Here is a 14528-nt window from a genome sequence, read left to right on the forward strand (position 1 = left end):
GGAGAATAAGACATGGGATTTCCAGAAAATTTTTTATGGGGCGGCGCAACAGCCGCCAATCAATGTGAAGGCGGTTTTGATCAAGGGGGGCGTGGACTTGCCAATGTCGATGTGATTCCGACTGGCAAGGACCGACGAGCAGTCATTACCGGCAATCGTGAGATGCTTGCCTTTGAAGAAGGGTATTTCTATCCAGCAAAAGAAGCGATTGATATGTACCATCATTTCAAAGAAGATATCGCCTTATTTGCGGAGATGGGCTTTAAAACCTATCGTTTATCGATTGCTTGGTCAAGAATTTTTCCGAAGGGCGACGAAGAAACCCCTAATGAAGAAGGCTTGCGCTTTTATGAAGAACTGTTTTTGGAGTGCCGTAAATACCAAATCGAACCCTTGGTGACGATCACGCATTTTGACTGTCCGATCCATTTGATCAAAGAATATGGCGGTTGGCGCAACCGTAAGATGATCACCTTTTATGAAAATCTTTGTCGGGCGATCTTCACTCGCTACAAAGGATTGGTGAAGTACTGGCTGACCTTTAATGAAATCAATATGATCTTGCATGCCCCGTTTCTCGGTGCAGGGCTGACCTTTGCTGAAGGCGAAAATGAAGAACAAATCAAATACCAAGCTGCTCATCATGAATTAGTCGCTAGTGCGTTGGCAACGAAAATCGCCCACGAGATCGATCCAGAAAACAAAGTAGGCTGTATGCTGGCAGCGGCTAGTTATTATCCTTACAGCTGCAATCCGAAAGATGTCTGGGAAAGCAAAAAAAGCGATCGCGGCAACTATTTCTTTATCGATGTGCAATCGCGAGGAGAATATCCAAATTATGGTTTGAAGATGCTAGCGGAAAAAGGAATCACTTTGGAACAAACCGCCGAAGATGCGGCTTTATTAAAAGCCCATACCGTCGATTTTATTTCCTTTTCTTACTATGCCTCTCGGGTCGCAGCTTCAGAAGATTCTGGTGTTGAGAAAACGGAAGGCAACTTGTTCCCGACCATTAAAAACCCGTATTTAGAAGCGTCGGAATGGGGCTGGCAGATTGATCCGCTTGGCTTACGGATCACAATGAATGATCTTTATGATCGTTACCAAAAACCGCTTTTCATCGTCGAAAATGGTCTAGGAGCGGTGGATACACCAAACGAAGATGGAAAAATTAATGATGTGTATCGCATCGACTATTTACGTGCGCATATCGCTGCGATGAAAGAAGCCATTGACCAAGACGGTGTGGAACTGTTGGGCTATACTTCATGGGGCTGTATCGATTTGGTTTCTGCAGGAACCGGAGAAATGAAGAAACGCTATGGCTATATCTATGTCGATCGCGACAATGAAGGCAATGGCACATTAGCCCGCAGCAAAAAGCAATCCTTTTATTGGTACAAAAAAGTGATTGCCTCAAATGGGGAAGATTTGGCTTAAGCCAGTTCATTTATAAAAAGTAAACAAGGGTGTTCCGCTTTTTCAACTAGCGGGATACCCTTGTTTTATTGATTTTCAGAATTATAAACTCGTGGTGTTGCTCGGTCGTTTGCGATAGTTGGAAGGGGTCAAAGTGGTCTCCCTTTTGAAAAGTGTCGTAAAGTAATTCGGATCATCAAACCCAGTTTCCAATGCGATTTCGATGATTTTTAAATCCGTATGGAGTAAGAGATACTCCGCTTTTTTGATGCGGAACTTATTTAGATAGGTAAAAAAGCTCATCTGGAAATTTCTTTTAAAAAAACGGCAGAAATGTTCTTTGCTATAGCCAATATATTGACTGATTTCCTCAAGTGCCACTGGACGTTGATAATTTTCTTCAATAAAAAGTAGGATTTTCTTGCATTTGTACGTATTGAGTTTGCTTTTACTGTCGATAGGTTTCTTATTGCGGTTAATGTATTGGGTATTTTGACAAAGATATTTAATAAATAAAAAGAGTTCCGCTTTGATCGCCAGCTCATACAATGGTTCCTTTAATGCAAATAAATCTATAATATGAGTCAATGCCTGTTGAATGTTCATATGAGAAACGAAATCACTTGTGATATGAATCGCTTGCTGATCCGCGGAATGAAGCAACGGGTCCAGATAGGACTGCTGGATCAAATCAGAGACGCGGCTCTCAATAAAGGTCGAGTCAAAGACGATAGCAAAGAAGGTACAAGCTGTTTGCTGATAATTTAATGCCTCATGTAGCTGATTGGCAGGGATAAATACAAGCTCGCCTTCTTTAGCGATATAAGAAACACCTTCGACCTTTATTTCCATCTTTCCTCGAAAAATATACAGGATTTCGAGCTCGCGATGCCAATGGGTGTGAATCATATTTGCTTGATCAGCAGGATGATTTGTCAAATAAACACTGACTGGAAACAAGCTGTCACCATGTTCCGTGATCTCTTTTAAAGAAGTATCAATATCATATTCACTAGGGTTTGGCGTAAAAATATAGGGTTGGGTTACCATCTGTCTCCTCCATTTTCATCAATATTACAAGGTATTTCGGTTAAGATAACGATTACAGAAGGGCCGAAATATCAATATAATCAATTTGTGATCGAATTGATTGAGGAGGGAACAATGATGAAAAAGAGAATTTTGTTGACGGCTGCTACTATGTTAAGTGTGATCGGAATTGCTGGTTGCGGAAATTCTGGAAGCGGTACCTCAGATGATGGTAGTGTAACACTAGAAGTTTTTAACATCAAGACAGAGACTGCAGAACAGATGGATCGATTGGTTGCGGCTTTTGAAGAAAGCCATGAGGATATAAAAATCAATATGACTACTGTAGGTGGAGGAACGGACGCCACAGCGGCTCTCCAATCAAAATTTTCATCTGGTGATGAACCGGACATTTTTATGCTGGGGGGACTAGCAGATACGCAAACATGGGAACACAAGTTATATGACCTTGGGGAAACAGAATTAGCCCAAAAAGCAATTGAGGGAACGTTGGAAGGGGCAACACTGAATGAGACAGTCTATGGCTTGCCGATGAATATCGAAGGCTACGGTTGGCTGATCAATAAAGAGCTGTTTCAGCAAGCGGGAATCGATAGTGAAGCGATTGAAACATTTGCCGATTTTAAGGAGGCAGTAGAAACGTTAGATAGCAAGAAAGAAGAGTTAGGATTAGACGGTGTATTCGGCTTCAGCGGCGGTGAAACATGGGTTTCCAGTCAATTCAGTTCGAACTTTTTTGCACCTGAATTTAATGATAGCTTGAAAGAAACACTGGAAGCCAAAGAGCTTCATTTAACTTATGAGGCACAACTGAAAGATTACGCTGATCTGGCGATCCAATACAATGCTCAACCGTTGGAATCAATGGATTACAGCACTTCAGTCGAAGAATTATTTGCCAGTGAGAAGGTTGCCATCATTCATCAAGGCAATTGGATCGTTCCTACATTAAACAGCTTGGATGATACATTTGCAAAAGAAAAATTAGCGATCGTCCCAATGCAAGTGGGAGACGGCAGCAAAATCGTAGCCGGACCAGCTTGGTATTGGGGTGTCAACAAAGATAAGGAACAAGAAGTGATCAATGCCTCCATACAATTTTTGACATGGATGTATACCGATGAAGAGGCGATGACCGCGATCATCGATGATTTTGAGTTTATTCCAGCTTATACGAACTTCTCCAGTGACGATATTTCTGATCCGTTGTCCAATGACATTTATACGTATTTAACGAATGGCCAAACGGTTCCTTGGGTCCATAACTCTTATCCAGATGGATACGGACAAAATATTTTTGGGGTTCAGTTCCAGGCTTATGCAGCCGATCAAATCTCATGGAATGAGTTTACTGATCAGCTGAAAAGCAGCTGGGCGCAAGAACGTCAATAACCAAAGTGATGCCTATCCTGCAGTGATGCGCGCAGGATAGGCAAAATCAAGGAAATCATAGGAGGAGCTGTATGTTAACAAATCGTTCAAAATCATTTTGGCTGCTGCTAGCACCGGCATTCGTCGCATTATTGGTCGTTCTGTTTATTCCTTTATTTACAGGGGGATATTACTCACTGACCAACTGGAACGGCAATACGATCAGCGACTTTATCGGATTGGAAAACTACTTGCGCGCTTTTAAAGATCAGGCGTTCATTAACAGCTTGTTGTTCACGGCGAAATTTTCTGTTTACAGTGTGATCTTGATCAATGTCATCGCGCTGTTGTTAGCAACTTTAGTCACGCAAAAACTGGGACGCTGGACCACTCTATTTCGGACCGTCTTTTTCATGCCGAACTTAATTGGTGGGATCATACTAGGATTTATATGGCAATTTATTTTTAACAAAGCATTCGAGAGTATCGCCGATTTGACTGGGATCAATTTTTTTAATGGCTGGTTGAATACACCAGAAACAGGTTTTTGGGGTTTGGTTATCTTGTTCGTCTGGCAGATGAGCGGGTATATGATGTTGATCTATATTTCGTTTCTAAATAATATTCCAGAAGAAATTTTAGAAGCAGCAGATATGGACGGCGCCAATCCGCTACAAGTCTTTTTCCGAATCAAACTACCCATGCTGATGCCCGCGTTTACCGTAACATTGTTTTTGACGCTGTCAAATGCCTTTAAAATCTATGATCAAAACTTGGCGTTGACACAGGGCGGACCGTTCAATTCGACTCAGATGGCAGCCATGAATATTTACAATGAAGCTTTTTCAATGAGAAAAATGGGCTTTGCTCAGTCAAAAGCGATGATATTTCTGGTGATCATTGTCATTATTTCTATTATTCAAATCTCAATTACCCGCAGAAAGGAGATCAGCGCATGATCGAGACTCGTCACTCCTCTACTAAAAAGGGGAATACAAAAAGTAGACGGCAGAAGAAAAAAAAGCTGCAGCACAGTCTGCTGATCGTAAGTGGTCTTTTACTTGCGTGCTTATGGTTTTATCCGTTTTTCTTGATCGTGATCAATTCATTTAAAACAAAAGCAGAGATCTTTCAGAGTACGTTGTCGCTGCCTGGCGGATTGTCCTTTGAGAATTATCAAGAGGCGTTAGAAAAACTGGATTTCATCAGAAGTTTAATGAATTCATTGTTGATTACTGTCGGTTCTTTGATCTTGGTGGTCTTTGTTTCTTCAATGGCAGCATACGCTTTATCGAGAAATACCAGCCGCTTAAGTTCAGTCCTCTATTTTGTTGTTGCCATCGGCTTGCTGATCCCTTTTCAAGGGATCATGATTCCACTGATTTCTCTTTTTGGACGAATGAATTTGTTAAATCAGCCGGGTCTAATGATAATGTACTTGGGATTGGCTGTCAGTATGTCGACTTTTTTGTATTATGGTGCGTTAAGAGGCATTCCACGTTCGCTGGATGAAGCAGCGATCATTGATGGGGCGAATACCTTTCAGATTTATTGGAAAGTAATATTGCCTTTGTTGAAACCAACGACGGTAACGGTGATTGTTTTGAATACATTGTGGTTTTGGAATGACTATTTATTGCCTTCATTAAGTATTAATAAAGCCGGAATGTATACGATTCCCTTGCGGATGTTTTATTTCTTCGGCGAATTTAACAAGCAATGGCATTTAGCGCTAGCCGCTCTGGTGATCGTTGTTCTGCCAATCATTCTCTTGTTTATTGCCTTGCAAAAACATGTAGTGAAAGGCATCTCAGATGGTGCAGTAAAGTAGGAGGAAAAGAAGATGAAATTTACAAATGGCTATTGGCTGGCAAAAGAAGGCGTCCAACTCGAACATCCCCGAATTGCTTATGATCATAAGGTAGAAAAGGAGCAATTGACCCTTTATCTGCCCTATCAAGAGATTCAGCGGCGTGGCGATACCTTGAACCTTGGTTTAACCACACTCACGTTTTCGACTCCGCAAAACGATGTGATCAAAGTCAGCTTGGTGCATCATGACCAGACGATGCAGGCCCCGTCGTTTGCACTAGATACTCAACCGGCAGACGTGAAGATCGATACCGATAACGAAGACATGTATATCTTCAAATCTGGATCATTGGAAGCGAAAGTCCCTAAACAAGCGGCTTTTAAAATCGACTTTTTCGGAGAAGGTAGCTTGTTGACTTCTTCCATGCCTAAAGCACAGGCTAAAATTTCGGGAAATGATGGCAAGCAGTATATGCGAGAACAGCTTTCGCTAGATCCTTATGAACTTGTTTACGGATTAGGGGAACGGTTCACTCCTTTTATCAAGAACGGTCAAACCGTTGATATTTGGAATCAAGACGGTGGTACGGGTAGCGAGCAGGCATACAAAAATATTCCGTTTTATTTAACGAATAAAGGCTACGGTATTTTTGTTGATCATCCCGAAGCGGTTTCCTTTGAAGTGGCTTCTGAGAACGTTTCCCGCACGCAATTCAGTGTCGAGGGGCAGCGTCTGGACTATTACATCATCTATGGACCAGATATGAAAGCCATTCTAGAAAAGTACACCGACATGACAGGAAAACCCGCCTTACCGCCAGCATGGTCTTTTGGCTTATGGCTATCCACTTCATTTACGACTGATTATAGTGAAGAAACAGTGATGCACTTTATCGATGAAATGCAAGCTCGTGATATTCCTTTTGATGTCTTTCATTTTGATTGTTTCTGGATGAAGGAATTTGAATGGTGTGGGTTTGAATGGAATGACGAATTGTTTCCTGATCCGAAAGGATTACTAAAGAAAATCCATGAGAAAGGATTAAAAGTCAGTTTATGGATCAACCCTTACATTGGGCAAAAAGCCTCTGTATATCAAGAATGCAAAGAGAAAGGGTACTTTATTAAGAACCAAGCAGGTGAAGTCTGGCAGTGGGATCTTTGGCAAGCTGGACAAGGGATCATTGATTTTACCAACCCAGAGGCTCGTCAATGGTATAAAGATCGCTTAAAGAAATTGATTGAATTAGGTGTTGATTCCTTTAAGACGGATTTCGGTGAGCGGATCCCTGAAGATGCCGTCTATTATGACGGATCAGATCCGAAAAAAATGCACAATTATTACGCCTATCTATACAATGAAACCGTCTTTGAACTGCTGGCGGAAATGCGGGAAAATCAAGCCGTTCTTTTTGCCCGTTCTGCTTCTGTCGGTTCCCAAAAATTTCCTGTCCATTGGGGAGGCGACAATTTATCTGAATATTCTTCGATGGCAGAGTCTCTGCGTGGGGGCTTATCCTTTGTCTTATCTGGTTTTGGATTTTGGAGCCATGATATCGGCGGGTTTGAAGAACAAGCGACCCCCGACTTGTATAAACGTTGGACGCAATTTGGTTTATTGTCGACCCACAGTCGTTACCATGGCAATGTTGAATATCGGGTACCATGGAATTTTGGCGAAGAAGCAGCAAAAGTCAGTCAATCTTTTTCAAAATTGAAAAACCGCCTAATGCCTTATATTTATCGTCAAGCAGCAGCCACTGCAAAAACGGGCATTCCCCTGATGCGTCCATTGATGCTAGAGTTTCCAGAGGATCCGACAGTTTATGCCATTGATAAGCAGTATATGCTGGGGGATCGCTTACTAGTTGCGCCGATTTTTAATGAGCAAGGAAAGGTTCCGTTCTATCTGCCAGCTGGAACTTGGACAAATTATTTAGACAACAAACGCTATGAAGGCCAAAAATGGTGGGAAGAACGCTATGACTATTTCAATCTACCGTTGATGGTACGACCGAATTCACTGATCATTGAAGGAAGCGTTGAACAGACCGCCGCCTATGACTACACCAAAAACCTGATCGTTCATGCCTTTGAAATAACGGAAGCAGTTTCTGCTGAAGTCTGTGATCAGCAGGGCGTGCCAGCTGGAACAATTTCTATTGAACCAGAAGGAAGCGGTTATCGAATTTGTATGGAAGGGTTGGAAAAGGTTCAGGTGCTGTTTCGCAATCGAAGCTTTGCAAATGCGCAACGATATCCTTTTGGCAGCTTGATCACTATTGACGGACAAGAAATGACCGTCTTTGAATAAGGAAACAAAACCTACCGTTCTTGATGGGTATCTATCAAGGACGGTAGGTTTTTTGTAGTGAACGAAGCATTGAAGAACTAACGGCAAAGTGCAGAACCAGTTCTTTGGCTCAGTTTTGTTCCTCCCGCTGGATCGGCAGCAGCAAGCGAACGGTGGTTCCTTCGTTGATGCGTGATTCTACAGTCAATCCGTATTTTTCCCCATAGAGCAGCTTGATACGCTGATCAATATTGTCCAAGCCAATACCCGAATAGTGTTCAAAATGGTTGGCGGTGCTGGTTGGGTGCTCTTCATTGAACCCGATGCCCGTATCGATGATCTCAATTTTCAGACCTTCCTTACTGACGCGAGAAAAAATCTGGATCAAACCTGAATCCTCTTCGGGAAAGGCATGCAGGTAGGCATTTTCGATAATCGGTTGCAAAATCATCTTCGGTACGAGAATATCTTCGCAGCCATCTTCTGAAAAAATCGTTGATTGGATGCGATTGCCGTAACGTACGTTCATTAACACGAGGTATTCTTCTACGATCGCTAGCTCATCCTTTAAGGGGACGATCTCTTTGCGGTTAAAGGTGTGCCGCAACAATTGGACAAAGCTTTCAATCGCTTGTGTGGCGGCTTCTTGTTCGTTTTGCCAGATCAAAAACTTGATGGCAGTCAATGTGTTGTAGACAAAATGCGGTTGGATCTGCATTTGCAACGAGCGGATCTCGAACTTGCGTTTTTCGGCTTCTGTAACCATTAAATGGTCGACATAAGATTCCAAGTCCTCTAGCATCAAGTTATACGCACGCCCTAATTCTCGCGTTTCGTACGTCCCGTTGATGGTAACCTTGTCGCTGAAATCGCCTTGTGTGACCGCAGGCAGCTTGGCGATCAGCTGATAAATCGGTTGGGTGATGTTGCGGATGATCCAAAATGCCAGCAGACTAAAGAGTAAAATACTGACGACAGAAATCAAAAGAGCTGGCTTGATCAGATTCATATTGCGTACTAGATGCGATTCATCCAAAACATCGTAAAAAGTAAAATGATACGAATAAAGGGGCAGCTGATTGATGCTAGTATCTCTTTTGACCGTGACGAGGCGATCTTCAAACGGCTTGCCTAAAAGGCTCGGATCAGAAGTGGAAAGAATTTGATTTTGTTCATTGACGATATAGATCGAGTGGAGACTGGTATCTAAGAGTTGACGATAGATCGAAGAAAAATCGGATTCTTTTAAGAAAATCAGGGCATAGCCGAAAATCGTTTCTTCTTTCATTAATTTGCGCACGTACATCAAGCCAGGGGAGTCGCTGGTGGAGGTACTTAATCCTTGGTCCAAGAAATAATATTGACTGATGGCGTCATTGTTATTGATCTGCTGGATAAAGGCACTGGCGAGAAAATCATCTACTGATTGATTGCGAACCGCATCGTTTTGAAAGAAAGTGCCCCCGTTGACCCCAATCAACACTAAATTCGAGGGGATGTCTTGAAACAAAGAGCGAGTGTCTTTTAATTGCTCGTTTAATTCTAAAATCGTACGGCCTTGATTCATGTCGCCTTCTAAGTAAGTTTCAACGGCTTTGCTTTCATCGACGATATCAAAAATTCGATGGATATTCTCGTTCAGACGCTCATAATCTTCTTGGATTTTTTCCAGTAGCAGCTGATTGGAACTCTGGTACGAAGCAACATAGGCATCTTTCGAGCGACCATAGATCACGACGACAGTTAGCAGACAAACACTAATGACCCCGACGACAACAAAGAGGAAGATCCGACTGAATAATTCATTTTTCTGAATCCATTGGTTGATTTTCATAATTGATTCAACCGCCGATACTTCGATGGGGTGACCTGACATTCTTTCTTAAAGATGCGAGAGAAATAGCTGATATCCGAATACCCGACCGCTTCACTGATTTCAGATAGATTCAGATCAGATTGTGTCAGTAGTTCTTTGGCTTTATCCAAGCGGGTTTTCTTTACATACTCAGAAAAGCTCATTTTCAGTTTCGCAGAAAGAAAAGCCGAAAGATAGGTGTAACTAAAATGAAAGGTTTCAGCTAGTTCAGACAAAGACAGACTTTTGGTGTAGTTGTCTTGAATAAAGCGCTGAATCGCAACGAGTAGATCATCTTCATCCAGCGGTGATAAGGTCGTCAACTGTTGACGAATATCATCAATGGTCGCCAACAACAAATCAGAAAAATCTTCCAAATACTGCACGTGACCGATGGCATGCAAAAATTCGACTTTTAAGCGGCTAAAGCGTGGAGCAGTGGGAAATTCTTCTTCCAAGCGGGACAGTAACGTGTAAAAAATACTGCTGGCCTGTTGTTTTAAGAATGTCGGATCGACATTGGATAAAATCATGTCATTAAAATATTCCTCGATTCTGGTGATTCCTAACAAAAAGTTGTTGTCTAACAAAGCCCGCAAGAACTTCTTCGTATCAAAGCGATCACTTTCGATGTACAAAAAGAGTTCTTGTTCTGGCACCAACCGTTGTCGTTTATAAAAAAACGATTGTCCTTGGCTTTTGGCTTTAAGGGTCACAAAATGGTCCCGCAACTGTTCAATCTTTTGAAAGGGCACACTGAGAGTAAAGAAGGCGTCTGGCTCGGTAAAACGCAATTGTTCCAACGTTTCTTTCAAAGAAGAATAAAAATTCGTTCCTTCTGGATAACTGATCACTAAGCCGGCATCTTTGTTACTGGTTTGAAAAAAGAGCGTCTTTACCTGCGGTTGTGATTGAGTAAATTCCGTCAATGCATGTAGCAGCTGATCATTGGCACGAAAGCCGCTAAAATTGGTGGTCAAAATTTGGGCTTGCTGTTGCGACTGATCTAATGCAAGGTAGTCCGCCAAAGGAGCCAACGGTTCTTCATACCCTGCTAAATAGCGATTCAACGATTCTTGCAGCTGCGTCTCCTCAGTCACGGAGCCTTTCGTATGTGACAGCTTTTGTGAGATGTTGTGCAGCGTCTTCAACAAGAGTGTCGGTGTCAGTGTCGGTTTTAAAAGATAATCTACGGCACCATTTCTAAAAGACTGACTGACGTATTGGAAATCATCGTAGCTGCTCAAGACCAAAAAATGGACTTCAGGATATTGTTGTTGAATGATCGTTGTGAGTTGAAGACCATCCATTTGTGGCATTTTCAAATCTGTGATCACGATGTCGGGATTCAGTTCATGGATCAGCGCCAATGCTTCTTGCCCGTTCGCTGCATCGCCTAAGAGACGGAACCCTTCTTGCTCCCAACGTATCATATGTTTCAACCCATCTCGGATCGTTGCCTCATCATCAACGACTAAGACCGTGCGTAAAATCGTCATGGTATCCCCCCTATATCTCTTCTTTATTATAAACGCTTTCAAAAAAGAAAGGTATTGTAACTTTTTTCTATTTTTGGACAAATTTAGTAAGCTCTTTCATAATCATTGAATACGGTTACAAAATCAGTGTATAGTTAGCCATGTAAATAAAAGGAAAGAGGGATAAAAATGAAAAAACTACTTGCATCGATGGTAACGGCGGCTGCAGTGCTGACTTTGGCGGCTTGCGGAAACAGCAACACAAGCTCAGGGGATTCTGGCGAGTCCTCAAACAAAGTCACGGTCTGGGCATGGGATGAGACCTTCAACATCAAGGCAGTCAATGAAGCCAAAAAAGTATATGAAAATCAAGATGTCGATGTGGAAGTCGTGACGATGTCACAAGATGACATCGTTCAAAAATTAAATACGAGTCTGGCATCTGGAAATACGGACGGACTACCAAATATCGTTTTGATCGAAGACTACCGCATCCAAGGATACCTTTCTTCTTATCCAGATGCGTTTAGTGATCTAACGGATATCGTGAATGAGGAGGATTTCTCCAGCTATAAATTTGCGGTCAATAAAGTCGACGATGTCATTTATGGGGTGCCATTTGACAGTGGCGTCGCAGGACTATTTTACCGCACAGATTATTTGACCGATGCAGGCTATGAGCAGGCTGATCTCCAAGATATTACTTGGGATGATTTTATCAGCATCGCCAAAGACGTCAAAGAAAAAACGGGTCACGCTATGATGTCGTTAGACCCAAGCGATCTTGGCTTGGCACGAATCATTATGCAATCGGCAGGCGAATGGTATACCGGTGAAGATGGCTCCACCGTAACCATCAAAGACAATGAATCCTTCAAAGCTGGTCTAACTGTCTTAGCAACATTGTTGAATGAAGGCTTAGTTGAACAAGTTTCTGATTGGGATGGCGGAGTCAATGCCGTTCAATCGGGGAATGTCGCTTCTGCGCCAACTGGTGCGTGGTATTCCAGCACGATTCAAGGCGCGGAAGACCAAAGCGGCAAATGGGCGATCGCTCCAATCCCATCTATCGCTGGCAACAGCAATTCAGTCAATGCTTCCAGCATCGGCGGAGCAGGCTGGTACGTGATCAAAGGGGTTGACGGCGAAGAAAATGCCAAAGACTTTTTAGCCAATACCTTTGCTTCAAATAAAGAATTGATGGGTACATTAGCTACCGAGATCGGTTTGGTTTCAACCATGAATGCTGCAGAAGAAACGGAAGAATATACGTCGGGGCTTGATTTCTATGGCGGTCAAAAAGTCTTCCAAGATTTCTCTCAATGGTCACAAGAAATTCCAGCCGTGAACTACGGCAATCACACCTATGCCATTGAATCTGTCTTGACTGAAAGCTTGCAACGAGTGATCAACGGCGAAGACATCGATAAAGTATTAGAAGAAGCACAATCACAAGTGGAAGCACAAATTGCAAACTAATCGAACAACTTTGCAGAAACTCGTGAGCGATCGCGAGTTTCTGTGTTAAGGGGGAATTACAATGAAAAACAAAACAAAAAATTGGTTTGCAAACGGCAATGCCTTTATTACCTTACCCGTCATTTTGATCACGATGCTGGTCTTTATTCCGATGGTCTCGGCATTGTTCACGTCATTCCAATCAGGACCACCGACAGCGATGACCTTTAACGGTCTTGGCAACTATCAGCGGATGTTGAGCGACTCAACCTTTAAAAAAGCCTTTGGCAATACGTTTTTATACTTATTAGTCCAAGTTCCGATCATGCTCTTTTTGGCGCTGATCGTATCGAACATATTGAATGACAAAAAATTGAAATTTAAAGGGCTGTTCCGCACCGCCTTGTTTTTACCCTGTATCACATCCTTGGTTTCTTATTCCTTGATTATGAAAAGTCTCTTTTCGGCAAATGGGTTAGTCAATAACTTTTTGACACAGCTACACCTGATCGATGCACCGATCCAATGGTTGACGGACCCCTTCTGGGCAAAAGTACTGATCATTTTTGCCATCACGTGGCGTTGGACTGGCTACAATATGATCTTTTTCATCTCAGGCATGCAAAATATCGATCCAAGTATTTACGAAGCGGCAGAGATCGATGGTGCCACGAAATGGGATCAATTCTTCAAAATCACGATTCCCAACTTGCGTCCCATCATCTTATTTACCACGATCACCTCAACGATCGGTACGCTGCAATTATTCGATGAAGTTCAAAATATCACTGGCGGTGGACCAGCCAATGCCACGACGACCTTGTCACAATACATCTACAATTTAAGTTACAAATTCACGCCAAACTTTGGGTATGCCGCTGCGGTTTCCTTTGTCATTGTGATCGCGATCGTGATCCTATCGATCATCCAAACGAAAATAGGAGGAAAAGAAAATTGAAAACAATCTCACTCACTTTAAAATACGTCTTTCTGGCGATTTTGGCTTTCATCTCTATTTTTCCATTTGTTTGGATGATCCTAGGGATGACCAATCAAACCTTTGATATCGTTGCCGGGAAAATCATGATTGGGGATCAGTTGGTCATCAACTTCCAAAATCTTTTTTCTTCCGATTTGAATTTTACTCGAGCATTAGGCAATTCCGCAGTGATTGCCGTGATTACGACCGTCTTTGCGCTGTTGTTCTCCTCCATGGCAGGGTATGGCTTTGAGATTTATCGGACGAAAACCAAAGACCGCATCTTTAATATTCTCCTGCTGTCGATGATGGTGCCTTTTGCCGCGCTAATGATCCCGCTCTATCGGATGTTTAGCAAACTTAGCGGCACACCGATCGGGATCAATACCTTCGCTGTCGTGATTTTGCCCTCAGTCTGTACCGCCTTTTTGATTTTCTTTTTCCGCCAAAACATCAAGGCATTCCCTAGAGAATTAGTCGAAGCTGCTCGGATCGATGGCTTGAATGAACTGAGTATTTTCTTTAGAGTCTACATGCCTACGGCTAAAAATACTTATGCAGCTGCTGCGATCATTACGTTTATGGGCAGCTGGAACAATTATTTGTGGCCATTAGTTGCCCTACAATCACCAGACAAACGGACCGTTCCACTGGTTCTTTCGGCTATGGGTGCTTCTTATACCCCTGATTATGGCATGATGATGTGCGGCATCGTGATCGCCACACTGCCAACGGCCATCATTTTCTTCGTTTTACAAAAACAATTCGTCCAAGGGATGCTGGGCTCCGTGAAATAAGCGGGACATCAGCAAG

At 42.6% G+C, this 14528-nt stretch carries 10 protein-coding genes and 1 pseudogene; 8 read left to right on the forward strand and 3 right to left on the reverse strand.

The window, feature by feature from the left end:
- The first annotated feature begins 12 nt into the window (after positions 1–12).
- A complete protein-coding gene (locus IGK61_RS05690; protein WP_074535053.1) occupies positions 13–1440 on the forward strand; it encodes a 6-phospho-beta-glucosidase in 1428 nt (475 codons plus the stop codon).
- Between the two features lie 81 nt (positions 1441–1521).
- Here IGK61_RS05690 and IGK61_RS05695 read toward each other — a convergent pair whose 3' ends face one another.
- Positions 1522–2469 (reverse strand): AraC family transcriptional regulator, encoded by a 948-nt coding sequence (locus tag IGK61_RS05695; RefSeq protein WP_074535054.1) that lies wholly within the window; start codon positions 2467–2469, stop codon positions 1522–1524.
- Between the two features lie 117 nt (positions 2470–2586).
- Between IGK61_RS05695 and IGK61_RS05700 the strand changes: the two genes are divergently transcribed.
- The 4 genes from IGK61_RS05700 to yicI all read left to right on the forward strand — a co-directional run bounded on the left by IGK61_RS05700 (position 2587) and on the right by yicI (position 7966).
- Positions 2587–3861: an ABC transporter substrate-binding protein gene (locus IGK61_RS05700; RefSeq protein ID WP_074535055.1), complete on the forward strand. Its 1275-nt coding sequence runs from the start codon at positions 2587–2589 to the stop codon at positions 3859–3861.
- Positions 3862–3932: 71 nt separating this feature from the next.
- The gene (locus IGK61_RS05705; protein WP_008378847.1) at positions 3933–4799 is read left to right on the forward strand and encodes a carbohydrate ABC transporter permease; all 867 of its coding nucleotides are present in this window, start codon (positions 3933–3935) and stop codon (positions 4797–4799) included.
- On the forward strand, positions 4796–5671 hold the full coding sequence (locus IGK61_RS05710; protein WP_008378845.1) for a carbohydrate ABC transporter permease: 876 nt from the start codon (positions 4796–4798) through the stop codon (positions 5669–5671). The genes IGK61_RS05705 and IGK61_RS05710 overlap by 4 nt, the downstream gene beginning before the upstream one ends.
- Positions 5672–5683: 12 nt before the next feature.
- On the forward strand, positions 5684–7966 hold the full coding sequence (gene yicI / locus IGK61_RS05715; RefSeq protein ID WP_074535056.1) for an alpha-xylosidase: 2283 nt from the start codon (positions 5684–5686) through the stop codon (positions 7964–7966).
- A 109-nt stretch (positions 7967–8075) separates the two neighbouring features.
- On the opposite strand, the gene IGK61_RS05720 is transcribed toward yicI, so the two are convergent.
- Positions 8076–9779 carry a sensor histidine kinase gene (locus IGK61_RS05720; RefSeq protein ID WP_074535057.1) on the reverse strand — a complete coding sequence of 568 codons (1704 nt, stop codon included), beginning with the start codon at positions 9777–9779 and terminating at the stop codon, positions 8076–8078.
- Complete coding sequence (locus IGK61_RS05725; protein WP_438844761.1) at positions 9776–11299, reverse strand: response regulator transcription factor; 1524 nt, start codon at positions 11297–11299, stop codon at positions 9776–9778. Before IGK61_RS05725 ends, IGK61_RS05720 begins: the two co-directional genes overlap by 4 nt.
- 168 nt (positions 11300–11467) lie before the next feature.
- Here IGK61_RS05725 and IGK61_RS05730 point away from each other — a divergent pair, with 168 nt between their 5' ends.
- The 3 genes and pseudogenes from IGK61_RS05730 to IGK61_RS05740 form a co-directional block, all read left to right on the forward strand.
- Positions 11468–12757: an ABC transporter substrate-binding protein gene (locus IGK61_RS05730; RefSeq protein WP_016608159.1), complete on the forward strand. Its 1290-nt coding sequence runs from the start codon at positions 11468–11470 to the stop codon at positions 12755–12757.
- Positions 12758–12818: 61 nt separating this feature from the next.
- Positions 12819–13694: a carbohydrate ABC transporter permease gene (locus tag IGK61_RS05735; RefSeq protein ID WP_010747841.1), complete on the forward strand. Its 876-nt coding sequence runs from the start codon at positions 12819–12821 to the stop codon at positions 13692–13694.
- A gap of 2 nt (positions 13695–13696) precedes the next feature.
- A pseudogene (locus IGK61_RS05740) lies at positions 13697–14512 on the forward strand (carbohydrate ABC transporter permease); the annotation flags it as partial.
- Between the last annotated feature and the right edge of the window lie 16 nt (positions 14513–14528).

This window comes from Enterococcus sp. AZ063, assembly GCF_051715045.1.
In the GTDB taxonomy this organism is placed as follows: Bacteria; Bacillota; Bacilli; order Lactobacillales; family Enterococcaceae; genus Enterococcus_D; species Enterococcus_D casseliflavus.